Here is a 21,985-nt window from a genome sequence, read left to right as displayed (position 1 = left end):
TATCTCCTAGTGATGTGAGTGCCCTTTACTTTTTTGTGATGCCTGTTCAGACATTTCTTGTAAAGACACAACTTTAGCTTGAGTAAAAACTCGATTGCCGTCATTAAAATATAGCGTGAGTTTGCGCTCTTGCCCTGCTTTTAGCTGTTCTTCAGGTTCAAACACCATTAAGTGATAACCACCTGGTTTAAATTCAACACTGCTGTGGCCATCAATTTTTAATGATAAAACCTGTTCCATTTTCATCATGCCATCAACATGAGTATGTTGATGAATTTCAACACGACCTAAACCATCAAGCTCTGCTTTAGTTAACACTGCTGCGTGTTCACTTGGGTTAGTAATGGTCAAATAAGCAACACTTGCTTTACTGGCTGGTAAAAATTCACGTACCTGCGCGTTACTTACAGTAACTTCGGCAACATCGCTGTGGTCATGACCACTATGGGCAGATGAAAAAGTACTAAAGAATAAGCTTGCGGTAAGAAAAGAGAGTGCGGGCCACAGTTTCATTATGTTTTAATCCTTGTTAAGACATTAACTTACCCGCTAAATTTAGCATATTTTATGTATTAAGGCAGTTTATTCGTACCTTAAGCTGGCGATTTTTTGTTATCGGCAATCAACCAGCATAATGCCGCGATAAGTAAAAGTGGCCATGCAATCATTACTGAGCCAAACAAAAACGCAAGTACAACACCAATCAGAGCAACAACACCCGCACCAAGTAGGCCAATGGTAAATAGCGCCACACCTGCAACAACGGCAATGACTGCCACTATTGCACCGATGACTTCAAGCCCAGCCCAACTCATGTCAGCAATTGACAATGGTAATTGCCATGAGTCAAAGGATACAAATGAAACTGCATCAGTGCATAGTAATAACATTGCCAAAATGATGATAGCTAACGTTTTCATGCTCTACTCCTAGTAACCTTTCACTGGTAAAGTGCAATGAGCCACTAAATAACCCACGCCGATTAACAGCGGCATTTGAATAAGTAATATGATCATGACCAAGCGTGTTGACCATACCGGGAATCCCAAGCGCGCAGCGAGTCCGCTACACACACCCGAGATCTTTTTGTTACTTAGATCACGGTACCAACGTGTCGATGTGTGATAAGTATTCATCATTAACCTCCTAAGCCGACTGCTTCATCGTTGCTTTTAAATCTGCAAGCTCTTTATCGATAGCCTCATCTTTCTCAAGGGCTGCGATTTGTGCTGCTGTTGAATTTGCAGCATCACCTTGTGTAAGTTCATACGCTTCCACTTGCGACTCAATGTTTTCAACGCGCTGCTCTAAGTAGTCAAAACGTGCTAATGCATCTTCAACTTTACTGCTATGCAGCTGCTCTTTTACTTTTAAGCGTGCTGTAACAACGCGTTCTTTTTGCATGTAAGTCAGCTGTTTGGCTTTTGCATCTGCAAGCTTGTTTTGTAAACGCTGACAATCCTCTGTCAATTTAGCGAGTGACTCTGCCACTTTATCCATTTCAGCTTGTTGTGCTTCGATTTCTGTCGTTAAACGCTGCTTTTCAACTAATGCTGCTTTGGCAAGATCATCACGATCTTTACTCAACGCTTTTTCTGCTTTCGCTTGCCAGTCTGCTACTTTCGCTTGTTTCGCTGTAATTTCACGTTTCATTTGTTTTTCTTGCGTTAAAAATGTCGCAGCAGTTGCACGGCATTCAGTCAGGGCATCCTGCATTTCTTGCACGAGTAGATTAAGTAACTTTTCAGGATCTTCAGCTTTGTCTAATGCTGCAGAAAGGTTTGCCTGAATAATGTCATTTACGCGATTTAATACACCCATGTGACTCTCCTGTTGATTATTGGGTTAATACAGCTAGGAGATTCCAATTCTTGTGCCAACTAACGAATAAAATAAATTTATTATTTATATACAATGAGTTAGATTAATTAAATTTAGATTCAGGCTGACTAGTGACTGAATGAAAAATAACTAATTTGACTAAATAATTAACTTTTTCACTAAATTTTAGGATCAAAAAAAGCCACAAAATGTGGCTTTTAAATAGGCTATTTTTAATAGGCTATTTTTAATAGGCTATTTTTAATAGGCTATTTTTAATAGGCTTTGTGATTAGGCTTCTGGGACAAAACTTAAAGCTTTATCCATAACAGATAAATCGGCCGCTTTACCATGGCCTTTTTCTGAAAGGTGGCGTCTGAAACCACGCGCACCAGGTTGGCCTTGGAAAATCCCCAACATATGGCGAGCAATATGCCAAAAATTAGCGCCTTTGCTCATTTCATCTTCAATATAGTCATACATCGAGCGTACAACCTGATGACGACTTAGCGTAAAGGCTTCATCACCATAAATATTTTCGTCGACCTCAGACAAAATAAACGGATTACTATACGCCTCACGACCAATCATGATGCCATCAACATAATCAAGGTGAGCCACACTATCAGCAATTGTTTTCACGCCACCATTTAAGCTTAAGTGCAGTTGCGGATAATCTTTCTTCAACTGATAAACGCGCGGGTAATCCAGAGGTGGGATCTCACGATTCTCTTTTGGGCTTAAGCCATTTAACCACGCTTTACGCGCATGAATAATAAAGTCATCACAACCAACATCATGACTCGCTTCAATTAAAGCACATAAAAACTCATACGAGTCTTGCTCATCAATACCAATGCGCGTTTTAACTGTAACAGGAATAGTCACTTCGGCCTTCATTGCAGCAACGCAGTCAGCAACCAGTTTAGGCTCAGCCATTAAACAAGCACCAAAACGACCATTTTGCACACGGTCAGACGGACAGCCAACATTTAAATTTACTTCATGATAACCGCGCTCTGCTGCTAACTTTGCACACTTAGCCAACGCTTCAGGATCTGAGCCACCAAGTTGCAATGCCACTGGGCCTTCATGCTCATTAAAATGTAAGTAATCGCCCTTACCAAATAATATAGCGCCGGTTGTCACCATCTCAGTGTAAAGCACAGCATGCTTAGTCATTTTACGGTGAAACGTTCGACAGTGACGATCAGTCCAATCTAACATGGGTGCCACGCTAAACCGTCTAAACTCTGTATTACCTGCCATTACTGGGCTAGAGCCCTTATTTAGTGTGTTACTCATATAACTCGAATTGCCTTGAATTGCCTTGAATTGCCGCGAGTTTCGATATACAGTCACCCTATAGTCACCCCAGCTGGGTAGGACTGTTCAATAACTTAGGGTTACTCAATGGCTTCTTACACTGTCGAAAAACGCCGTCTTGCTTCAGGCGAATACCGCTATAAATGCGTAGTTCGCGAGAAATCTAAGGGCAAGATTATACACAATGAAAGCAAAACATTCAGTAAAAGAGTGTTGGCTGATAGTTGGGGCAAGAAACAAGTTAACGCTATTGAGCAATCTAGGGTGACTGAAAAAAAAGAAGCGGTCACCCTAGGCACACTTTTAATGATGTATTACGAAAATCACGAACTTTGGAATGCTACAGGCCGCACAAAACAGTTTGTGATAAAGATGCTGATTGATTGTGATATTGCCAAAGTAGAATCTAACGAACTTAAAACCAGTGATTTAATCGAGCATTGTAAAAACCGCAGAAGTGCAGGAGCTGGGCCAGCAACCATTTATCATGACATTGCCTATTTACGCAGTGTTATGAAAAAAGCGGGGCCAGTATGGAACATCGATGCTAACTATAAAATATTCGAAGATGCAGTTCCGGTATTAATTGAAATGGGTTTAGTTGGTAAAAGCCAAAAGAGAACTAGACGCCCTACTGAAAACGAACTAGATAAATTGCGCGATGGTTTGCAAGAACGTATGAGCTTTAGGCCTAACGGCAAAGTAAGAATACCTTTTTTAGATATTTTAGATTTTAGTATTTTAACGTGTATGCGGATTGGCGAAGTGTGTAAGTTGCGTTGGGATGATCTGAACGAAGAACATAAAACTATTTTAGTTCGAGACAGAAAAGACCCACGTAAAAAAGAAGGCAATCACATGGTTGTTCCGTTGCTTGCAGGCTCTTTTGATATAGTTCTTAAACAACCTAAAGATGATGAATTTATTTTTCCTTACAACCCCAAGTCTGTTTCAGCTGGTTTTCAGCGTGTACGCAATGCTTTGGGTATTGAGGATTTACGCTATCATGATCTGCGCCGTGAAGGTGCTAGCCGTTTGTTTGAAAAAGGCTATTCAATTGAAGAAGTGGCTCAGGTGACAGGTCACCGTAATTTAAATATTTTATGGCAAGTTTATACGCAATTATTTCCACATAAATTGCATGATAAGTTTTTATCTGACGAGTGAACCTGACTTTCTCTCTTAAAATCCCTGTTTTTAAATTTCATTTTTGTTTTCTATTAAGCTTTTGTTTTATATGCACTTTATTACCACTCAAAAAACCCCTTTGATCCTTAAAACCTCACGTAAACTAGTTAAGTTGTTGATTAACAATCTTATTATTTTAAATTCCTTATTAATTACATGCAGTTAAACTGAAAAACAGTGAAATTAATTTCGATCTTTTCAGATCTTTGATCCACTAAAAACCCTATGTGCTGCGCTGGCTGGCGGTATGAACTGTAGTATTCAAAAACTGAAAAAAAACTGCACCAAAAAGCCCGCAGGAGGGTAAGGAAGAGTCCGAATTTCGTGAGAAAGTTTTTGTGTGATGCTGAATTACGTGACCAGAATGCTTGTGGCCAACATAGACGGTGATAACTTTACTGCAGTGAATGGTGGGCACTAAAAAGCCCAGCGGGTTACTGGGCTTAACTGGTGAGCTGTGGTGTTACTTGGTTATTGGGTCTAGCCTTCCCTTTTGTCCTTCGGCTTCGGATGCTTGACCACTAAATTCACCAGCTTGTTCTGGTGCTTCTGTCTTGCCAGTGCCAGTGGCAACCCCCTTATGTGTATGTGTTGCACATGTATTTGCTAACGCCCGAACGGTTGCCATTAATTCTGACAATAATTTAAGTACATTCTCACTTTCACTGCCTATCCATGTTTTGGGGCTTTTATGTGTTTGCTCTTCTGTGGCAATTACTTGCCGAGCCTTGCACTCAAGCTGCGCTAGTTCACCAATAATGTCTTTTAATGACTTATCTGTTTTATTCTCAAAGTTACCTTGATCATCAATATGATGATACACACCCTCACGAACTTGTGTTCTCACTTCACCTTCTTTGATTGCGGGTAAGTCCCAACCAAAAGGTAAAACTGTTCTAATAAAGGGTTTATCAGCACGGCCATAAGCAAAGCCTATTTCGACTATGCTACCTGGTGCAGGTGGTTCTAATCGGCCTGCTTTATCTCCTGCGCCTGGTAAAGGTAGCGGCACGGCCTGTAAAACTTTTGATTTGGTTTTAGTTCCGTTTTCATCTAATAATTGAACATCAACCGCATAACGTGGGTAAAACGGGTCACTCCCTCTTTCCCCGTCTTCGGTGGGTAGTTCTGGCAATGCAACTATCTTACCCCAGCGTGGTAAATGCAACTGATTAGTTAGTTCTGGAAATAGCCGGCGCACGATACGATGAATTACTTTTTCCATAGTTACCAACTTAGCGTCATGTTTGTTTCTTTGAATTCAACTTTGCTCAGTCGCTCATTATTCGCCATTACATGCGGGCGAACCATGGGTGCAGCTGGCATCATGGCCGACTTACCCACTTGATGCTCTGTCATTAAAGATGTGGCAATTGTGACGGGCTTATCTGACCAAAACGAATCGGCATAACTGCCAACGAATACTTTGCCATTACCCTGCTGATACCAAATAAAGTCACTGACTTTATATATTCGACCAATGTTATCGAGCATAGACAACCCTGATCCGTCGCTATAAAAGCACGGTGCGGCTGACTCCGAATATGGTTTATCGGGTATCACAAACTCAATACCCGTTTGATTGCTTATCTCGTTTAATACTTGGCGCATTGTGGCATGGCGTAACATCACACTTAAATTAAACATGAGCGCTGATGACCATTCGCGACAAAATAGCGTGAACCAGCCATTTACGCTGGGTAAAACACGCTCAACATAGCCATTAAAGACACGATCGACCATGTCACCCCAACCAAGATCGACTTTTACAGTATCGAGCTTTGTTGCACGTTGCCTTACATTTATCTGGCACGTACCAGGTGCTGAGTCATTTAGCACTATCCAGTGGTCTTTTAATTCCACCTTCTGATCGTTTACATAAGCGCGTGAAATAAACCTGGCATTTGGACCCGCCATTATACAGTCCTCAAAGTAGCGAAGTTTTCTTGCAGGTGCTGCTGTAAATTAGCGTATCGAATATTGCTAGTACCGCCCTGCTCTACCGCTGTAGGCTCAGCTGTTCGCTCTTCGACTTTTTGCGGTACTGAACGATACTCAGCAAGAGTAAACGTAACCATCCATTGACGTGTTGTTTCTTGCTCAACTGCTTCAATCTTGCTGCTAAAGCGTACTTGCTTAACACCAATTGCTTCAGCAGTAATATTATTTATTCTGTAAATTACACGGGCGCCAGCTTCCGTCGCTTCGGCCATAGTGTATAAATCGGTGAGTGTTTGTGCGTTTTTAAAAGGGATCAGCCCCGACACTGTCAGCATTTTCGCTTTAATACCCGTTTCTGCGCTGTCAGTGTTTGATGTTTGCCCGCTGGCATCTTCGCTGGCAAGCTCTTGGCTTGCCGTGATGCGAAGTGATTTAAGTAAAATTGGCAACGAGTTTAAGGTCAGCATTGTTATACACCTAGTGCATTTACCCAAACATGAAGTTTAGCTTCACCCGAAATATCTACAGCGGTAGGGGTTGCCAGTGACATATCAATAAATTTAATCGTAAATTCCCCTGTATCGAGATTAAATTGCCCTGCTCTAGCGTCATATTTATGACCTGCATCATGGGTTAATTTCGCGTCTAAAATAGGGGCAAGATTATTACTCGCCACACTAGATTTTATTTTAACTTTGAGCTCAGCATTTGATGAGTTGTACTCAACAGACTGAATCCCCATACTAGCAAAGCTTTGATGAACAACCGGCGCACCTGCTGTAAGTGTGATTAACCCAGCACACCAAACAACAGGGCTCACCGCCTTCGTTGAACTAATCTTAATATCTGTGACTTCAATTTCTCCGCCGACACTTGTATAAACACCAAATGTACAGCCCACATAATCACTTTCATTTGCAGTTTCTGGTACCGTAAATGAGCATGTGTATTCTTGCCAGTGTGGTGAGTTCACTTCTACTCGGTTCTTTAAATCACCTGTAGCAGGATAATCAATCGCAAGCGAACCGCTTGTACCATCATTACCACTTAAACGCCTTGCTAAACACGTCAATGTGATTTTATCTCCCGCTCTTGCCGGAATTTTCTTGGAAAGATAAGCGAATTCTCCGAGTGACGCAGCAGACGACATGCGCGCGACTTCACCAGTGATATTAATTGCTCCCGAACCACCTTTGACTTGCTGCATATCTTTAATTGAAACAGTACCAATATTCATCTTAAACACCCCCTAACGAAATATCCGACATAATTTTATTTACACCGATTTTTTTAAGACGCTGGGCGTCATAATCAGTATTTACCGTCCATGCTGCGACACCAACCGATTTACCTTTGCAATACTGAACAATTGCGGGACTGTTTAAGATAGCGGTGTACATCCAAAGTAAAGCGCTGTGGCCCATGTTACTCAGTGAATCAACATACGATTCATAATTTGCTGTCAATGATCCCAAGTACCCAACACCAATGGTTTGGTTTTTTGTTCTCACATATTCAAGATCAGTAAAATCAAACGATTGAAGCATAACGAATTGCTCCATGTTTTCAGCTTCAATGGCAGAAATGATTAAATCAATGTCCGACTGATTACGGTAACCTTTGATTTCGGCATAGACATAAACACCTTTTGTTTTTGCCAGTTTCAATAACTCGCTGAAATACGGAATACCTTCAGAAGCAAATGAGGTACCCGCCACCTCATCAAACACCAATGATTCAATATACGATGCATTTAATGCTGTGAACGTTCCAGAACCATTAGTTAAGCTGTTGACTTGATCGTCATGGAATAAGAACAACTCACCATCGGCACTGACTTGAATGTCACATTCTAATGAATCCGCGCCATTACTTAATGCGCGTGACATTGCTAGCATCGTGTTTTGAGGAAATTGGCCTCTAAAACCTCGGTGTGCGATAAGTTCAGGCTTATCAACATCAAAGCTTGTAATAATAGGCGTTGGTTGCCCTTGCTGTAATGCTTCAATGTCCTGCTGATTCTTTAGGACTTTTCCTGATAACTCTTGTGTACTTTCTGATACTTGGCGTTCAATTTCTGACGAGTAATCATCCAGCTTTTCTGCAAGACCTTTTATATTTCTTAAATCTTCGACATCTTCAGCACTGCTCACCACCGCAATTTTCAGTACATAGTGCTGCTTACCTGTATTATCGATATAATCGTCCAGTTCATCGCTTGAGATTATAAAGGTAGCTTTACCCTTCCAAACACTTTCACTGTTTCCATCAAACCAAGCATCAACGTAAACGAACTGCGGATAGTTGCTTATTACAAAGATATGATCGGCATCAAGCGCTATGCGTAACCCAGCTACATAACCAACGCCCGCCACCACTTTAAAACTATTCGTTGTTTCACGCGGGGTAACTTTAAATCCATCGCCAATAAACCAGTTTTTACCATTCATATCAGCGGCTAGTTGGCGGGTAAGTTCTTCCATTCCATTTAACCGGGCTGTGTAGTCTAATTGCCACGTTTCAGGCTCTACGTTGATCCCCGTTAACTCTGCAATTCCCGAAAACTCAATACCAAAATTACGATTTAATGTATTACCTGCGACCCCGTTTTCAGTCACGGTTTTTGACGTGATAGGAATATGATTGATTGCCACTAACGTGTCGTTGACTGATGAGTACAAGCCTACCCAGTTAAAGTTAAACGGACCTGTCACACTATCAAGCACAGTCGAATAAACCACAACATTGTCATTGATGCGTCCATATTGTTGAACGCTTTGCTGATGTACAATGTGTTCGCTAGGAATAGTTTCTGAACGGTAGATAGATGAGCTTGCATCTTGCCCGGGTACATTTGCAAAAATAAACGTATCTATATCTAACTGCTCATTAGCTTGTGCTTTAGCAGCAAAAAGTTTTTCACCTGCGATTGTAATAATTGAAGCCATGTTAATTCCTCTTTTAGCTAATAAGCTGCTTATTTGTTGCAATAATAAAATGTGATTCGTTGTCCATTACCGCTAGCCCTAATTTAGGACTCATGTCATCACTTAGCGCTGCAAAGCCCGTTAAACTATCGTGTGCAAAATCAGAAGGTGGCGACATCAACTGAATGCTTGCGATAGTGTTGTATTGATAGCGACGAGTCGTCCTGCCATATTGGCGGCAAAGACTATCAATTAAGTTATTTCTCTGTGCTAAATCTGAGTCCAACAATTGCAAACTCACCACGTCCCAATCTACTTCGCTAAAGCGTTCATCGATGGTGATCCAAGGTGTACCCAGCTTTTCAAACATAAAATACCAACCGCTTTTACTACCTGCGCCTTTAGCAAATTGCAGCGCGTATTTAACGCGTATGCGGTATGTATGTTCAGTTTCATTTGGTATTTGCGTAATATCACGCTCCCATGCAAGTAAATGCACAAGGTCCAGTTCTGCGGTCATCGGGTCTAGCTGCTTTGCAGGCCATGCCAGCATTTCACTAATACGCTGCCAAAATCGCACCGCGCCCTTGCGTAACTTATCGAGCTCACTTGCTGGCCGCGCTAACCAGTAAGGCATTTTGGTGATAGCGTCCCAATCTATATTCATTGGCCATTACCATTTGTTACTGTGAGCTCACCTAAACGCGGAACACTCATAGCGCTTGTAATATCGCTTTGTTGCCAATTTAACGATTCAATACCTTCAAATTCACGGTGTAACTCTTGGCTTAGGCGACTAAAGCTAAATCGGCTTTGTGGTAAAGTTCGTGTAACGGTGTAATTAGCATTTTCTCTAAATGCACACCGAATAAAGTTTTCAACGTTACTAAGAAGCGCCAAAACTTCTGAATCAAGCAAGTAACTATGGGGATAAACTGTCACACCGACATTACTAGTCACGCCTGGCATTGCTAACACGAGTAAATCATCACCGTGACCGTGATAACCTTTGTCCATGACATAAGTATTTAACTCATCAATCAGTACTTGGCTTGGCTCACCTGTATCTAACAAAATATACGCATTCGCCGTACCTGGACCACGCGGCGCATCATGCTCAAAATAAATATTGTCAGTATCTAGCCCGCTACGCTTTGTTAAAATCGCACGGTATACCGCATCGATGTGCCAAGGTGCAGCAGCAGTAAATGCGTTGCGGGTTCTTAGTTTTAATTCTTCGTTTGTTTCGGCGTCAGCCCCCAAAACATCAAGCCACTGATCATCATTTATTGCGCTACCAATTCCGGTGACCGACTCCGGTAATATATGGTAATACCCTGCCCCTAGGTTGTAGGCCGCCCCTGCAAATTCAGCGATAACGGGGACTAAAACACTGGCTTGATTTTCCGGTAGAATTACATCGTCAATTGTCAGTACGCGATACACAGTGCCGTTAATAGCATCAGTCTGCACAACGGTTCCTGCGCTAATTAATAGGCTCGGTCCCGCTTGGGCTGCACGGTTAAATTTAACCTTACCTTGTGCACGCTCCATATCTTTACGAGTTAAATCATGTTCCCATGCCTTTGCATCAATAAAGCTGTCATCCGTGGCTGTTTTTAAAAACAGGTTTGGGAGTATCTTTTCAATCAGTACCTTGTTAACTATCCAGTTAGCCGGCTTTGCAACAATGGCGCTGATCACACGCCAAAACGGTGAGAACGGCGAGTCATTTGCAATAATGCTGCCCTCGGCTTCAACGTCTTCTTTAAATAAGGCTTTCCAGCCCTCTTCAGTGGTTGGAATGCCCGCATTTTCTACAATGCGCTTAAAATCAATGTTCGCTGTTTCATCAGCCATCACTACGCCCCTATGATCAACGATGAAATATCACCAAACTCAATGGTTTTTGCATATACCCACCATTGCCCTTTTTTAATTTCGTTTTCGGTCACTTGTACCGTGCCAGGCATGATCCGCTCATCATCTTCAACCAGTAATTTGATACGGGTTTTTGTGTCATTCGTCACACTGGTTCCCCTATCGCTTACCAGTAAATTGGCAAGGCCTGTATCTAAAATCGCATGCACAATATCTTGTGCTATTACTTCACGATCAGTTAAGTACTGTGGGCTTAGTCCTGCATCTAACACCACATCACCACGTAAAATGTGAAGATCACGGTAAAGGCTCATGAATGCATCTCCACAAAGTTCATGTAACTGCTATCACCTTTTGCAGGGTATACATTCACAGTGCCAACAGAGGTTGATTTCTGTTGGTTAGCATTACTGATCTGTTGGGTTATACCGCCCTTAACGGTTTTACCTTCAAGGGGGGCAATCGCTTCTACGCCTATCATTTTTTTCATACCTTCAAAGCTGGTATCAAGCTCAATTCCTGCTAGGTCGGCTAACTCTTCAATCGCCCACAGTAGTGGAGCAAATAACACTTCAACCGCCTTCCATGCGTATTCAAGACCAGTTAGTAAGACGTTGATCCAGCTAATATCCGCAAAGCTAGCTTTTAAGTCGTCCCAGTAATAAATCAACGCCCCCACTGCAACAATGGCCGCAGCAATAGCCGCTACAATTAAGCCAATCGGGTTTGCATACATCACAATATTTAAAGCAAACATCACACTGCGTAAGGTGCTTAGGCCTGCACTTAATGCGGTGTTGATCCCTGTCCATGTCATTGCCGCAACACCCCATGCAACCATAGCCATTTTGCTCGCGCCCATGATCACCGTGAATAAACCGCCTGCCGCAACAAGCCCCAATACTGCAACCGCTGCATAGCCAATCCACCGCGTTAAGGTTGGGAACTGCTCCGTAAACCACACAACATTGGTGCCCATATCAGCTATAAGCCCCACAAAATCATTAAAGGCGGGTAAGATGGCTGTGCCCCATGCCGCACGTATCACATACCAGCTTTGTGCTAGTCGTTCGCTTTGGTCAGTCATGGCCATTGCCATTTCTTCGGCTTTTTGCATGCCGTTTACTTGGCCGAGTGAATTAATCGAGTCATTCAAGCCATTAATGTCTGTCAGTAATAACTTGATGGTTGATACGGCGTTCTTTGAACCAAAGGCTTTGGCAAGTTGATCGCCTTCGGCAACATCAATCACATCACCATATTTGCTGCGAATTTCCGTTAAAATATCAACCATAGGCAACATGCGCCCTTGGCTGTCAGTAAAGGTCAGTCCTAAAGCAGATTGTGCTTTACCTACCCCCGCTAAAAACGCGGAATATTTAGTTCCCGCTTCACTGCCCGACATCGTCGCTTGTAATGTGCCAAGAATTGCCATTTGTTCATTCACAGCAATGCCTGCACTATTTGCATCAGCGCCAAGAGAAGTAAACGCCGCCGACATTTCACTACCTGTGGTTTTAAACGCTTGTACTGATTGCGCAGTCATTCCGGTTATTTGTTCAACCCATGCACTTTTACCCATGGTTTCGGCTTGGTTTTTAAAAATGCCGTACATGGTGCCCATGTAATTAGTGATGGTAGCTGCATCTGATTTAGTCGCCGCAGCAAGGACGTTGCTCGACATCGTAAACGCTGATAAATCAGCATCATTAAGCCCCGCTATCGCACTTTGAATGTCATAGCTTGAGCTCACGAACTCAGTGGCAGATTTGCCATATTTAAGGGCGTACTGATAAGAGGTATCTGTTAATTGTTTTAATGCAGACTCACGCACACCGAGAGATTTAACTTCACCCAGTACCCGATCCATTTCAATGGCAGGCATAAGTGCGTTTTGTAATGCGTAACCGCTGGCCGCAATGCCTGCCACACCAGACGCCATTTTCATGGTGCCCGTTTGGTAGTCACTTGATAGGCCATTTAAGCTATGGCTTATTTTTGCAATGGGCTTTGTGATTTGGTCAATCAACCCCACTGTAAACATAAGTGGCTGCGGTAAACTCATTTACTACCCCCCAAAGGCTTTGCTAACTGCATTAATCACAATGGCTTCTAAATCTTCACGCTGGCGTTTTATCAGCCATACCGCCCTTGCTAAGTTATGCTCGCTGTCATCTTCATGCGGTAAAAGATGACGGCGAAACGTCAACATTTGCTCAAGCGGGTTATTGCTAATGGCTTCAACCAGCGCGTCTATTTTTTTACGCTGATCTCAAGCGCTGGCGCAAACTCCTGTTGCAATAAACCTGCAATTTGCAGTGCTGCACCTGGTGATTTATCAATTAACTCTCGTAACTCTTTTTTATTGCTTTCATCGACTGTGCGCATCACTAGATTGTGCGCAGGTGCGACCTTGTTATTCGGCATAATGTCGTTGATATAGCCGTTGTAATCATTGGTGCTTACATTGAATTTAAATTCGTTACTGCCAATGGTTAGGGTAATGACCTGGTTCATGCTTTATTCCTCAAATTGGGTAATTAATAGTCTTTAAACTGTTTATGCCTTCACATTTTTTCTAGCAACTTGTCTAGCTTGGCATCCATACTATCTAGGCGCTTTTCAAACATCTTTTGTGACTCTGCGCGCATCATTTTTTGATGCTTTATTTCTTGTGCATTTGTATCGATGCGCTTATCTAAATCAGCAAAAAACCAGAAGCCACTAACAATCACAATCAAGGTCGTTAATACATGCGCAATGTTCACTTCTTTTTTTACATGCCAACCTTCAGTTTTAATTTCTGCCATTACTTAGCTACTCCTTGGCCTACGGTTTTTTGCATTAAAGTCATGAGTTTGTCTTTATCTTTTGAACCTTTAGTTGAGCTCAACCAAAACGCTACTCCACTGGCAACAAGCGCAAATAAATTACCAACTAAGTAAACAATCAGGTCTCTGTTTTTTTCAATGTCAGGGCCAAAGAACAGCGCTGCTAACACGGCTGAAAATAATGCAAACAGTAATAAAGTGAGCGTTGCTGGCATCCAATGATCTTTATGCTCTGTGCGGGCGTTTTGTCTGTCTTGCAATTCGACTTTGTATTCTTCCAATGCAATTTTTTGCAGCTCAATATTCGCTTGGCGAATTTGCTCTCGCTCAGCATGCGCCCACTCTTGCAACGTCAATGCAGCATCAGGATTATTCTTTAACTCTGCTGCCACGGCTTCTGGCGTGTTGTCTGTCCCTAAAGCTCCCGCAATTTGGCTACCAATACTGACAGCTAAACCAACTGGACCACTCAATAACGGAGCAACAGCGCCAGCGATACCACCAACAGTGTTTGCGATTTTTTGCCATTCCATGATCAATTTACTCCTTGCTCTAAATACCTGGCTTCACGCCAACGGCGTGTAGAATATCTATCACCAAAATCAACAAGTTCATCAATCATGGCTTGCGTGTTTTGTGTTATGGCCGTGCGCCAAAACTTAGGACAGCGTTTAGATAAATCACCATATTGAAACGCAACCGATGCAATCACGGTCTGCATTGGCTCTGGTAGTTGCTCAAATTTGATGGCTGAATGTTTGTTGTATTTGTCAGCTAATAGAGTTATCGACTCAAACTTTGCACACTTATCTATCAGGGTGGCTTCATCTTCACTCACTTTCAGCGGTATCAAATTCAGCATCATCTGAGCGTGTTCACCATGTTGCTCGCAATACGGTAATAACTTATCTATCAATGAAGGCCGTGCGATAAAAAACATACGCTCTAAGTCTTCACGCGAACGCTGACCAATATCAAAGCCCGTTGCAATCGTTACACCCGACTTAGAATTAGCCGCATCAGGCACATAGCCTTTTAGTTGTGCGCCACCTTCTAGCTCTGAAATGAAGCTGTAATTAACTTTGATATTGTTCATATTGCTACTCGCTCAACTCTTGGCACGGAACACAGCGCTGCACACCTGGTACTGCTTTTTGCCGTGCTTTTGGTATTGGGCCACCACACTCAATGCATTCCGTTGCACTGAGTTTGTGGCTGTTGTTAAGTCCTTTTAATCGCTGATCAACAAAGCGTTGTTCAGCGCGTTCCTGTGCAATGACTAGGCGATCAATAAAATCCATTCACGCTTACCTTTACTGCACAATGTTTTCAATTTCGTCTGGGCGTAAGTACGGCACACCATTGATATGAACAAAGTCAGGGCTCGTTACATCAAACGGGATCTTAAATAAGCTTGCTTGCCCGCCTTTTTTATCAATGTCTAAAATGTCACTGAGCTTGATGCGGCAACCAAATGCTTCAACCTTCATTTCATCTTTTGAGGTCTTGCCGTAAAACATGATGTCGAACGTTTCCATACCACGCCAAGAACCGGCGCTCTTTGCTGCATCTGAGATAAGTGCAAAGTTACTCGCATTAACTGACAGCTCACCATTTGCCGATACATCACCATCAACCGCACCATCAGGCACACCCCCAGTTTGTGATACCGCACTGTTATCGGTGATCGATAACGTGGCCGTGTCCACATGCACCATAATGTCACCTAAGTTGACGTTAAAATTCATTCCAGATAAACGCATGATGGCTGCTCCTAGTTGCTGCTTAAATCAAGCATGATGTTGACGGTAATTTCTTTCGGGCTGTTGTATGGGCGTAAAATAAGGTAAATCACCACGCTTTTATTGCTGGTCCATTCAATGGTGATGTCCCCTTCAATAGGTGGTGTGATTTCACCTGGGAACGCCGTCCCGTTAATAGTTGTGCTTTTACTCATTTCGCGTAGCGGCTTCATAAAATACGCTTTGTTTAACTCAATGCTGTTCGGTGTTGAATTAAGCGAACGGTTAGCAACACGACGAATCGCTAATACGCGCACTTGTCGGCTGGCTTTGTGTACTGGGCGCAAGTGTTCAAGGTATTGATAGTCACCACCCGTTGCATCGAGCGTTTGTGCATCACTCCAATACACACCTTCAAAGTCGCTATACCACTGCGGCACACTCATGCGGTTATTGGCCAGTGTTTCTAATGTGGCAAGTGATAATGGCTCGCCGTTTGTATTAACCGGTGCATCGCCTAGCCCTAACACACTGCCTGTTGCCACACGCATTGGGCTATCTGCAATGCTTACGCTGCGGTCACATAATCGGCCAGCTAATACACCCACGTTATTCCCATGCAGCTGTGGCACTGGCACCACTAAATGCGCGTCAATACCATTTTGAATGGCAATGGTTGCGGCTTCATACGCAGCCCATGTTTGTGTTTCTACATCAATACCAGGTAACGCAACTAAGCTAGAAACAAAGCGACCTAATTTGGCTTGTAGTGATGTTAGGTGCTCATGGATATCGGTAAGACCTGCGCTAGTGTTCTGCTCGTCACACACCACCACCATTTCAAAGCTTTGCACCTCATTTGCGCGGTCAATCGCTTCAAATAGATCCTCACCATCGGCAAGCGGGTAAACCGCTGCGGTCCAGTTCTGGCCTGCATTAAGCTGTGCTGCTTTAACTTGAGTACGTAAAGCACTATCAGCAAACGCATCATCTAAATCTGTTTGTGCACCAACACTAAATAGCTGGCTCTCTTCATCTACTGAACCGGCACGGCCAACAAACAAGAAGTGTCGTTCAACACCTTCAATGTCACCTTGCCCTAAATTCAAATTGTTAACTTGCACTTTACCGAGTGGCATTGGCTTATCCTCGTTTATTGAGTTGGTTTAATATCTGCGCGAGTTCGCGCTGAACGTTTATAGTGGTGTCACCTAAAAATGGGCGAGCATCAACAGGGATATCCCAGCTTTTACGCTGTTTTTCGTCACGTAATATGCTTAGCATCAAAGTTGCTTTACCGTGATTTAAACTCGCTTGAATCTCTTTAACACTGGCGCGGCGGTAACCTTTGCCCTTGCTCTTTGGTACTTTGAACCCTTCCGCTGACAGCGCTTTGGCTTGGCCGCGAGTACACGGCGCTTTGTAATCCGGCTTACCGTGAATACGTGCCATTCTGCTTGCTGTCATTCTCTCGGTGCCACCCTCTTGGTGCATGGCAGCAATTCGCCCAGTGAAACCCGCTTTGTGCTTTAGCTCTAAGCGGTTGCTGCTTTTCACATACGGTTCAAGTGTTCGGCCCATGCGTTTAAGTAACTTGCCTTTTTTACCGCTTTTGCTCGGCGTAAACTTTTCACCATCTACTGTGGTTTGAGTGCGAATTCGCTTACGAGCAAGCGCCCGTTCGTGACGACCGAGTGTTTTTAAAACACGCACTCGTTTACTCGCTGGTAAGGCTAAAAGCTGTAGTTGGTGCTTAGCACTGAGTGCCTGGCTCTTGTTTGGGGTGATCACAATGCTCATGCGCGCCCCACTACATCAACATCGACATTTTCAGCCACGTTAATTGGTGCAAGCGACACATAGTAACGACCACCATTAAACTGCACTGGCCCGTTGTCATCAGGGATAAGCTCAATGTCATCCATCAGTTCTAATTCAATCAGTACCGTGGCGTTGTCATCACTAATTAAATCAATGTCTATTTCGGGATCATCTAAACCGAATTCGTCGCGCTGCCACTCGCTATCAATTAAAAACGCGCATACCATGGCAAACAGGTTGTAGGGGTTAACCTTTTTATGCGGGAATTTTTCAATTGCAATAATGGCTGTGTGTTTCCACCTCGCCACTAAATAACCGTCTTGCCCTTGATCTGAATTGCAAATGATTAACTTGCCGCGCTCTTGCCAAGCATCAATGTTGTTCTTACGAATTGCACCATTTAAGCTGGCAACTAAAAATTCGCATACTTGCTGTAACTGGCTAATAGTTTGGCTCATAGCGAATGCACTCCCGCACGGCCAAGACCAAGCAATAAGCGAATACTGCGGTTTGATTGCGCTAGAATTTGATTTTGCTGTTCAACGTCTTCAGCTTTGTTATTGCCCGCCTCTTTTTGATCAACTGCCGAAAAGTACCCCATAAGATCACTGTGTGAGCGGGCATACACGGCGCCACGGTAAACACTTTCTTGGCTTTGGCTAAACTGCGGCACACCATCAATGATGGTGAAAGAAACATCCGTGTTACCTTTCGCAATATAATTATTAATTTGCTGTTGAATCTCTAACACACTGCGGTTGAGCGAATCAGCAATTACCGTTTCTTCATAATATTCAGGTATGCGGCGATGATTACGGAACTCTTCTGTGCTAAGCACAGGCCAGCCGCTATCAGCATCAATTTCAATGCTGTCATCTGCTGTATGTTCAAATCCGAATGTCATGCCATTTACCTTTGCATAGGGTCAGTGCAGTTAGCGTTACAGTGATTATTTAAAAGTCGCCTTTTAAAACACTCAGCTAATGCACTGGAGGGTTTGGAGACGGTTTGCTTACTGTGCGTTAAGCTCAGCAAGCGCTCTAATTCTCATCGCTATTTTGTTTCTTACGGTTTTAACTTGTGCGTGCTTATGCAGTTCCTGCGCTTTAGCTAAATAGCCATCGGCTTGCTGTAAGCGCTGCAAGTCGCCAACGTGCGATGGCGTAACTTCGCCATTTTTCGTGCGCAATAACGCAAGGCCCGCAAATTTGTAATATTTAGACGTAACTTGCTCTGGTAATTTCCAATGATCCGCAACAAGCTTGAACACTTGCCCAAAGTAAGGCTCAATGCTGTGGCCTTTTTCTGCTTGCGTTTGCGCCCAATCAAAAACAGTGTCGGCAATAAAACCAGGCCACTGGCGGCGAATGCTTTTAACCATGGGCTGGTTAAGCTCAATGGCGCGAAGTCCAAGCTCGATGCCGCGAGCGAGGTTGCCAACATCAAACAGCCATACAGTGCAATACGAGAAAATCGGGTTGTCTTCATTTTGTTTGCCTTCTTTCGTTATGTAGTCTTCAACAATTGGTAACCACTTCGGCAGTAATACATCGCGCTTATGAGCTATTTTGTCAGCTCGGCGCACAAAGCCTTTTAGTCGTTTTAAGTCTTCGTCTAATTCAATTAGCTGTAGGTGCAAGCTGGGTGCATATTCACCACAGCCCGACACGCTTACTTTTTCGAGTTGCTTTTTGGCTGCGTTTTGCTCTTTGAATTTGAGGATTTTTGCTCCTCCGACGGCTTTTTTAACTCGTCAACCGCTTCCTTTAACTCGCTGTTCGTTTGGTTAATATCATCGGCGCTGTAAGCTAGGTCGCTTGCTGCATCGCTGGCTTTATCGGCGGCACTTTCAATGTTGCTTGCCGCACTGCTTGCTTGCTCGGCACTATCAGCTAATGACTCTGCAGCATCGTCAGCATTCGCTATGCTTGTGTTAAGCTCATCGGTTGGAGTTTCAACGTGCTTTACTTCAACGATTTCAACATTGTTTTCATCATCAATCGTTACTTCTGCAAAGAAGGTTTGTTCTTCACCGTTGGCAGGGTCAAAGCCTTTGTCAAAAAATGTGATGTTCTGATCAACATATTCTTGAGCGGTTTCAATCGCTTTTGACTCGTCACAACCTAGCAACTGCGCGAGCAATTTAAGCGCGGTGTTTTCTTTGGCTTCATCAGCCAAACCTTGCAATGTATCAACTAGTTTTTTGCCTGTTTCAGAAACTACTTTTTGCTTTGCTTTTGCAGCAATACGACGTTTTTTAAAATCAGCAATGACACTCATGGCATGATCCTCTAATTAGTAATGAATTATTAAGCTAGGCATCACTGCCTAGCCAAAAATCAATATTTATTAAGGCTTAGCGCCAATATTCATGGCAGCTTCGTCAATCGCGGCGTAGGCTTCAAACTCTTCAATTGCGTAGCCTTCATTGCGCCAGTACTTATCTTCGTACTGTTTGCGGTCTTCAACGTTTTCAGACTTACGATGTGATGTGTTTCGCTGCGTATAAATATGCAAATTGCTTAGCATGGTTACTACAATGCGTTTGCCCGGGAAGAACGGCGGTGTATAAGCACGTAGGCCACCAATGTTTTTATCCATTTGCTGAGCAGCGACTTTTTCGCTTGGCTTATCAGCTTGGTTCATCATGTGTGTTTGAGCTGTGGCCGTTAGGTCGCTACCTACCAATACAACTAGGCGTGGGTCATTACGCAATGACGGGTGAATAAGCGTGTTTTTAAGTTCAGTCACAATAGCGTCTAACGTTTTGTAATCGCCAGCACCATCTGGGTCAAAATAGACTGAGTCAGTCATAATTTGATCAGGCGCTTCCTCAGTTACAATTTGATGCCAGCCTTTGTTTACATCTTGGCCTAGCGGATTAGCAACTGGGTCTGATGTAGCGGCGATTGACGTACCATTGAAACCAACGCGTAACATATCGAGTGCAAATCGTTGTGTTGCGTTGTCTTTCATTTTTTGCATGAACTCATTTTTGTTACCGGCATTACCCCATGCAGATAACAGCGCCCAAGTAACTGCTGAGCATGAATCGGTTTCTGTTAGCTGGTATTTGAAACCATCAACGTCTTGGTCAGATCTAAAACGGCCACCCGCTTTTCGCCCTGTTGCAATACCGTAGTTACCCACTTTTATAACTTGACCACTTAACTGATCGACTGGCATGGTGGTGATCATGCCTAAGAACTCGACAGACTCTAAAAGCGCCGCGCGGAGCTTTGTTTCCATTGGTGGTGTAACTGCAAACTGCTTTGTTACGTCTTCAACACCAAATGCTTTGGCTAGTTGCGTTGAGTAATGTTTTAAATACCCAGCGGCTATTTGATTTAAGTGCATGCTTTATCTCGCTCTGTTATGCATTAATAAAAAGAAGAGCTGGGTTAAACCAGGTCTATGCTATCGCCGCCTAATGGGTTAGGTTCTTGGTCTTCTTGCTCTTGGCTAAGCGCGTTAAATTTTTTCTCAATGCCGTCCACTTTTTTGCCAAAACCTTCTAGCTTATCCATTAACTGGCTGAATTGCTCAGTGGTAACACCTGCTGCGCCTTTATCACCTTCAGGCTCTGCGGCTGGCGGTGTTTCTTCGGCCTTTGGTGGTTTCTCTTCGCCTGTTGGTTGTTTGCTGAATTTAGTTTCAAGGTCGGTTACCTTGGTTTCTAATCCTTCAAACTTGCCCATTACGGCATCAAACTGTTCTTTGTTCATAGGTTCGTCCTCGGTGGAATCGTGTTGTTCATCAACACTCGGCTGTTCAGAAGTAAATAGGCTTGCCATTTGTGCAAGTAAATTCATGAATTTAGATTGCTTGTCTTTGGCTAAAGGTGTAGCTGGCTCTTCTTTGCTGAACACAAAGTCACTCATGTGAAGTTCTTCAAGCTGGCTATATTCATGGCTTTTTTCAGTTTCGCCCATTGAGAACTTTAAGCGTGTGGTGCCAGTGCTTGCAGGCGAATCGGTAACAGCTAAGCCTTGTAGATAGCAACGACCTTGATTCTGGTAATCTGGATTTGGCTCAATAGACATAAACAGCTTTTGGCCGTCTTTGTTAGCATCTAATAAGTATTGATTTGCTGTTAGTTTTACAAAAAGACGAAGCTTACCTTTATGTTTGGCCGCTTTTACTTCGTCAACAGTGCCCCAGTTTTTACCCTCAGATGGGCCCCAAAATGAGCGAAAATGTTCAGGCCAAATCATCGCAGTGTATTCATCAACCGAGTAAAGCTCGGCCATATCATTGATCCACTCTTTTGAAATAGCGCGGCCGTCAACCGTTGCACCTTCAGTTGCTGCAATTACCCAACCTGTTTGTTTACTCATTACGCTGCCGTGTTGCTTAAAACCAATATTTAAGCGCAGCATAGCCCTAAAAAATGGGCGTTTCATTTGGTTTGATTTTTAGAAATTCCTAGATTGATGTTCTAGGAAAAGGTAGGTTTTTTAGTCAGTTATAAGCTTATTATAAATGAATACACTGTCGCTAGTTATCA

At 43.2% G+C, this 21,985-nt stretch carries 30 protein-coding genes; 1 reads left to right on the top strand and 29 read right to left on the bottom strand.

Going from position 1 to position 21,985, the window contains the following annotated elements:
- Positions 1-6: 6 nt before the first annotated feature.
- From ISP07_RS13565 to dusA, 5 genes are all read right to left on the bottom strand, one after another.
- Positions 7-513 (bottom strand): copper chaperone PCu(A)C, encoded by a 507-nt coding sequence (locus tag ISP07_RS13565; RefSeq protein ID WP_054554147.1) that lies wholly within the window; start codon positions 511-513, stop codon positions 7-9.
- A gap of 80 nt (positions 514-593) precedes the next feature.
- Entirely contained in the window at positions 594-920 is a 327-nt protein-coding gene (locus ISP07_RS13560; RefSeq protein WP_054554146.1) for a hypothetical protein, read from the bottom strand.
- A 9-nt stretch (positions 921-929) separates the two neighbouring features.
- A complete protein-coding gene (locus ISP07_RS13555) occupies positions 930-1,136 on the bottom strand; it encodes a PspC domain-containing protein (protein ID WP_054554145.1) in 207 nt (68 codons plus the stop codon).
- A 10-nt stretch (positions 1,137-1,146) separates the two neighbouring features.
- A complete protein-coding gene (locus ISP07_RS13550) occupies positions 1,147-1,821 on the bottom strand; it encodes a PspA/IM30 family protein (RefSeq protein WP_209327931.1) in 675 nt (224 codons plus the stop codon).
- Positions 1,822-2,112: 291 nt separating this feature from the next.
- A complete protein-coding gene (gene dusA / locus ISP07_RS13545) occupies positions 2,113-3,090 on the bottom strand; it encodes a tRNA dihydrouridine(20/20a) synthase DusA (RefSeq protein WP_228290620.1) in 978 nt (325 codons plus the stop codon).
- 144 nt (positions 3,091-3,234) lie between these two features.
- Between dusA and ISP07_RS13540 the strand changes: the two genes are divergently transcribed.
- Positions 3,235-4,314, top strand: a complete 1,080-nt coding sequence (locus ISP07_RS13540) for a site-specific integrase (RefSeq protein WP_209327929.1) — start codon at positions 3,235-3,237, stop codon at positions 4,312-4,314.
- Between the two features lie 484 nt (positions 4,315-4,798).
- On the opposite strand, the gene ISP07_RS13535 is transcribed toward ISP07_RS13540, so the two are convergent.
- The 24 genes from ISP07_RS13535 to ISP07_RS13420 form a co-directional block, all read right to left on the bottom strand.
- Positions 4,799-5,560, bottom strand: a complete 762-nt coding sequence (locus tag ISP07_RS13535; protein ID WP_209327928.1) for a hypothetical protein — start codon at positions 5,558-5,560, stop codon at positions 4,799-4,801.
- Between the two features lie 2 nt (positions 5,561-5,562).
- Entirely contained in the window at positions 5,563-6,252 is a 690-nt protein-coding gene (locus tag ISP07_RS13530) for a hypothetical protein (RefSeq protein ID WP_209327927.1), read from the bottom strand.
- Entirely contained in the window at positions 6,252-6,743 is a 492-nt protein-coding gene (locus ISP07_RS13525) for an adenine glycosylase (RefSeq protein ID WP_209327926.1), read from the bottom strand. Before ISP07_RS13525 ends, ISP07_RS13530 begins: the two co-directional genes overlap by 1 nt.
- Before the next feature lie 2 nt (positions 6,744-6,745).
- Entirely contained in the window at positions 6,746-7,513 is a 768-nt protein-coding gene (locus tag ISP07_RS13520) for a hypothetical protein (RefSeq protein WP_209327925.1), read from the bottom strand.
- A 1-nt stretch (position 7,514) separates the two neighbouring features.
- Entirely contained in the window at positions 7,515-9,224 is a 1,710-nt protein-coding gene (locus ISP07_RS13515; protein WP_209327924.1) for a glycerophosphodiester phosphodiesterase family protein, read from the bottom strand.
- Between the two features lie 13 nt (positions 9,225-9,237).
- Positions 9,238-9,870 (bottom strand): hypothetical protein, encoded by a 633-nt coding sequence (locus tag ISP07_RS13510; protein ID WP_209327923.1) that lies wholly within the window; start codon positions 9,868-9,870, stop codon positions 9,238-9,240.
- On the bottom strand, positions 9,867-11,063 hold the full coding sequence (locus tag ISP07_RS13505; protein ID WP_209327922.1) for a baseplate J/gp47 family protein: 1,197 nt from the start codon (positions 11,061-11,063) through the stop codon (positions 9,867-9,869). The genes ISP07_RS13510 and ISP07_RS13505 overlap by 4 nt, the downstream gene beginning before the upstream one ends.
- Before the next feature lie 2 nt (positions 11,064-11,065).
- Positions 11,066-11,398: a DUF2590 family protein gene (locus tag ISP07_RS13500; protein ID WP_209327921.1), complete on the bottom strand. Its 333-nt coding sequence runs from the start codon at positions 11,396-11,398 to the stop codon at positions 11,066-11,068.
- Positions 11,395-13,149: a phage tail tape measure protein gene (locus tag ISP07_RS13495; RefSeq protein ID WP_209327920.1), complete on the bottom strand. Its 1,755-nt coding sequence runs from the start codon at positions 13,147-13,149 to the stop codon at positions 11,395-11,397. The genes ISP07_RS13500 and ISP07_RS13495 overlap by 4 nt, the downstream gene beginning before the upstream one ends.
- A gap of 3 nt (positions 13,150-13,152) precedes the next feature.
- A complete protein-coding gene (locus ISP07_RS13490) occupies positions 13,153-13,296 on the bottom strand; it encodes a DUF6890 family protein (RefSeq protein WP_209327919.1) in 144 nt (47 codons plus the stop codon).
- Between the two features lie 41 nt (positions 13,297-13,337).
- Positions 13,338-13,601 (bottom strand): putative phage tail assembly chaperone, encoded by a 264-nt coding sequence (locus ISP07_RS13485; protein ID WP_209327918.1) that lies wholly within the window; start codon positions 13,599-13,601, stop codon positions 13,338-13,340.
- A gap of 50 nt (positions 13,602-13,651) precedes the next feature.
- Positions 13,652-13,894 (bottom strand): hypothetical protein, encoded by a 243-nt coding sequence (locus tag ISP07_RS13480; protein WP_130167140.1) that lies wholly within the window; start codon positions 13,892-13,894, stop codon positions 13,652-13,654.
- Positions 13,894-14,448 (bottom strand): hypothetical protein, encoded by a 555-nt coding sequence (locus ISP07_RS13475; RefSeq protein ID WP_209327917.1) that lies wholly within the window; start codon positions 14,446-14,448, stop codon positions 13,894-13,896. Before ISP07_RS13475 ends, ISP07_RS13480 begins: the two co-directional genes overlap by 1 nt.
- Positions 14,449-14,450: 2 nt before the next feature.
- Entirely contained in the window at positions 14,451-15,011 is a 561-nt protein-coding gene (locus ISP07_RS13470) for a pesticin C-terminus-like muramidase (RefSeq protein WP_209327916.1), read from the bottom strand.
- A gap of 4 nt (positions 15,012-15,015) precedes the next feature.
- Positions 15,016-15,216 (bottom strand): TraR/DksA C4-type zinc finger protein, encoded by a 201-nt coding sequence (locus tag ISP07_RS13465; RefSeq protein WP_209327915.1) that lies wholly within the window; start codon positions 15,214-15,216, stop codon positions 15,016-15,018.
- Between the two features lie 12 nt (positions 15,217-15,228).
- Positions 15,229-15,678, bottom strand: coding sequence for a phage protein (locus ISP07_RS13460; protein ID WP_065978204.1), 450 nt, complete (start codon positions 15,676-15,678; stop codon positions 15,229-15,231).
- An 11-nt stretch (positions 15,679-15,689) separates the two neighbouring features.
- A complete protein-coding gene (locus ISP07_RS13455) occupies positions 15,690-16,796 on the bottom strand; it encodes a DUF2586 domain-containing protein (protein WP_209327914.1) in 1,107 nt (368 codons plus the stop codon).
- Between the two features lie 4 nt (positions 16,797-16,800).
- Entirely contained in the window at positions 16,801-17,457 is a 657-nt protein-coding gene (locus tag ISP07_RS13450) for a phage virion morphogenesis protein (RefSeq protein ID WP_209327913.1), read from the bottom strand.
- Positions 17,454-17,936 (bottom strand): phage tail protein, encoded by a 483-nt coding sequence (locus tag ISP07_RS13445; protein ID WP_065978207.1) that lies wholly within the window; start codon positions 17,934-17,936, stop codon positions 17,454-17,456. Before ISP07_RS13445 ends, ISP07_RS13450 begins: the two co-directional genes overlap by 4 nt.
- Positions 17,933-18,382, bottom strand: a complete 450-nt coding sequence (locus ISP07_RS13440) for a head completion/stabilization protein (RefSeq protein WP_209327912.1) — start codon at positions 18,380-18,382, stop codon at positions 17,933-17,935. Before ISP07_RS13440 ends, ISP07_RS13445 begins: the two co-directional genes overlap by 4 nt.
- Positions 18,383-18,490: 108 nt before the next feature.
- Positions 18,491-19,147 carry a phage terminase small subunit gene (gene gpM, locus ISP07_RS13435; protein ID WP_244886996.1) on the bottom strand — a complete coding sequence of 219 codons (657 nt, stop codon included), beginning with the start codon at positions 19,145-19,147 and terminating at the stop codon, positions 18,491-18,493.
- Between the two features lie 2 nt (positions 19,148-19,149).
- A complete protein-coding gene (locus tag ISP07_RS13430) occupies positions 19,150-19,758 on the bottom strand; it encodes a hypothetical protein (protein WP_209327911.1) in 609 nt (202 codons plus the stop codon).
- A 69-nt stretch (positions 19,759-19,827) separates the two neighbouring features.
- Positions 19,828-20,835, bottom strand: coding sequence for a phage major capsid protein, P2 family (locus ISP07_RS13425; RefSeq protein WP_209327910.1), 1,008 nt, complete (start codon positions 20,833-20,835; stop codon positions 19,828-19,830).
- A gap of 44 nt (positions 20,836-20,879) precedes the next feature.
- Positions 20,880-21,881 (bottom strand): GPO family capsid scaffolding protein, encoded by a 1,002-nt coding sequence (locus ISP07_RS13420; protein WP_228290617.1) that lies wholly within the window; start codon positions 21,879-21,881, stop codon positions 20,880-20,882.
- Between the last annotated feature and the right edge of the window lie 104 nt (positions 21,882-21,985).

Origin of the sequence: Pseudoalteromonas sp. PA2MD11, assembly GCF_017808125.1 — a bacterium.
Taxonomy (GTDB): Bacteria; Pseudomonadota; Gammaproteobacteria; order Enterobacterales; family Alteromonadaceae; genus Pseudoalteromonas; species Pseudoalteromonas simplex.
The sequence above is the reverse complement of the archived record's forward strand: the minus strand, read 5'-3'. Positions and strand labels throughout refer to the sequence as shown.

Bases quoted from the DNA above. Each gene is read 5' to 3' on its own strand.
- ISP07_RS13565 (WP_054554147.1), bottom strand. From the start codon at position 513: ATGAAACTGTGGCCCGCACTCTCTTTTCTTACCGCAAGCTTATTCTTT.
- ISP07_RS13560 (WP_054554146.1), bottom strand. From the start codon at position 920: ATGAAAACGTTAGCTATCATCATTTTGGCAATGTTATTACTATGCACT.
- ISP07_RS13555 (WP_054554145.1), bottom strand. From the start codon at position 1,136: ATGAATACTTATCACACATCGACACGTTGGTACCGTGATCTAAGTAAC.
- ISP07_RS13550 (WP_209327931.1), bottom strand. From the start codon at position 1,821: ATGGGTGTATTAAATCGCGTAAATGACATTATTCAGGCAAACCTTTCT.
- dusA (WP_228290620.1), bottom strand. From the start codon at position 3,090: ATGGCAGGTAATACAGAGTTTAGACGGTTTAGCGTGGCACCCATGTTA.
- ISP07_RS13540 (WP_209327929.1), top strand. From the start codon at position 3,235: ATGGCTTCTTACACTGTCGAAAAACGCCGTCTTGCTTCAGGCGAATAC.
- ISP07_RS13535 (WP_209327928.1), bottom strand. From the start codon at position 5,560: ATGGAAAAAGTAATTCATCGTATCGTGCGCCGGCTATTTCCAGAACTA.
- ISP07_RS13530 (WP_209327927.1), bottom strand. From the start codon at position 6,252: ATGGCGGGTCCAAATGCCAGGTTTATTTCACGCGCTTATGTAAACGAT.
- ISP07_RS13525 (WP_209327926.1), bottom strand. From the start codon at position 6,743: ATGCTGACCTTAAACTCGTTGCCAATTTTACTTAAATCACTTCGCATC.
- ISP07_RS13520 (WP_209327925.1), bottom strand. From the start codon at position 7,513: ATGAATATTGGTACTGTTTCAATTAAAGATATGCAGCAAGTCAAAGGT.
- ISP07_RS13515 (WP_209327924.1), bottom strand. From the start codon at position 9,224: ATGGCTTCAATTATTACAATCGCAGGTGAAAAACTTTTTGCTGCTAAA.
- ISP07_RS13510 (WP_209327923.1), bottom strand. From the start codon at position 9,870: ATGAATATAGATTGGGACGCTATCACCAAAATGCCTTACTGGTTAGCG.
- ISP07_RS13505 (WP_209327922.1), bottom strand. From the start codon at position 11,063: ATGGCTGATGAAACAGCGAACATTGATTTTAAGCGCATTGTAGAAAAT.
- ISP07_RS13500 (WP_209327921.1), bottom strand. From the start codon at position 11,398: ATGAGCCTTTACCGTGATCTTCACATTTTACGTGGTGATGTGGTGTTA.
- ISP07_RS13495 (WP_209327920.1), bottom strand. From the start codon at position 13,149: ATGAGTTTACCGCAGCCACTTATGTTTACAGTGGGGTTGATTGACCAA.
- ISP07_RS13490 (WP_209327919.1), bottom strand. From the start codon at position 13,296: ATGTTGACGTTTCGCCGTCATCTTTTACCGCATGAAGATGACAGCGAG.
- ISP07_RS13485 (WP_209327918.1), bottom strand. From the start codon at position 13,601: ATGAACCAGGTCATTACCCTAACCATTGGCAGTAACGAATTTAAATTC.
- ISP07_RS13480 (WP_130167140.1), bottom strand. From the start codon at position 13,894: ATGGCAGAAATTAAAACTGAAGGTTGGCATGTAAAAAAAGAAGTGAAC.
- ISP07_RS13475 (WP_209327917.1), bottom strand. From the start codon at position 14,448: ATGGAATGGCAAAAAATCGCAAACACTGTTGGTGGTATCGCTGGCGCT.
- ISP07_RS13470 (WP_209327916.1), bottom strand. From the start codon at position 15,011: ATGAACAATATCAAAGTTAATTACAGCTTCATTTCAGAGCTAGAAGGT.
- ISP07_RS13465 (WP_209327915.1), bottom strand. From the start codon at position 15,216: ATGGATTTTATTGATCGCCTAGTCATTGCACAGGAACGCGCTGAACAA.
- ISP07_RS13460 (WP_065978204.1), bottom strand. From the start codon at position 15,678: ATGCGTTTATCTGGAATGAATTTTAACGTCAACTTAGGTGACATTATG.
- ISP07_RS13455 (WP_209327914.1), bottom strand. From the start codon at position 16,796: ATGCCACTCGGTAAAGTGCAAGTTAACAATTTGAATTTAGGGCAAGGT.
- ISP07_RS13450 (WP_209327913.1), bottom strand. From the start codon at position 17,457: ATGAGCATTGTGATCACCCCAAACAAGAGCCAGGCACTCAGTGCTAAG.
- ISP07_RS13445 (WP_065978207.1), bottom strand. From the start codon at position 17,936: ATGAGCCAAACTATTAGCCAGTTACAGCAAGTATGCGAATTTTTAGTT.
- ISP07_RS13440 (WP_209327912.1), bottom strand. From the start codon at position 18,382: ATGACATTCGGATTTGAACATACAGCAGATGACAGCATTGAAATTGAT.
- ISP07_RS13430 (WP_209327911.1), bottom strand. From the start codon at position 19,758: ATGAGTGTCATTGCTGATTTTAAAAAACGTCGTATTGCTGCAAAAGCA.
- ISP07_RS13425 (WP_209327910.1), bottom strand. From the start codon at position 20,835: ATGCACTTAAATCAAATAGCCGCTGGGTATTTAAAACATTACTCAACG.
- ISP07_RS13420 (WP_228290617.1), bottom strand. From the start codon at position 21,881: ATGAAACGCCCATTTTTTAGGGCTATGCTGCGCTTAAATATTGGTTTT.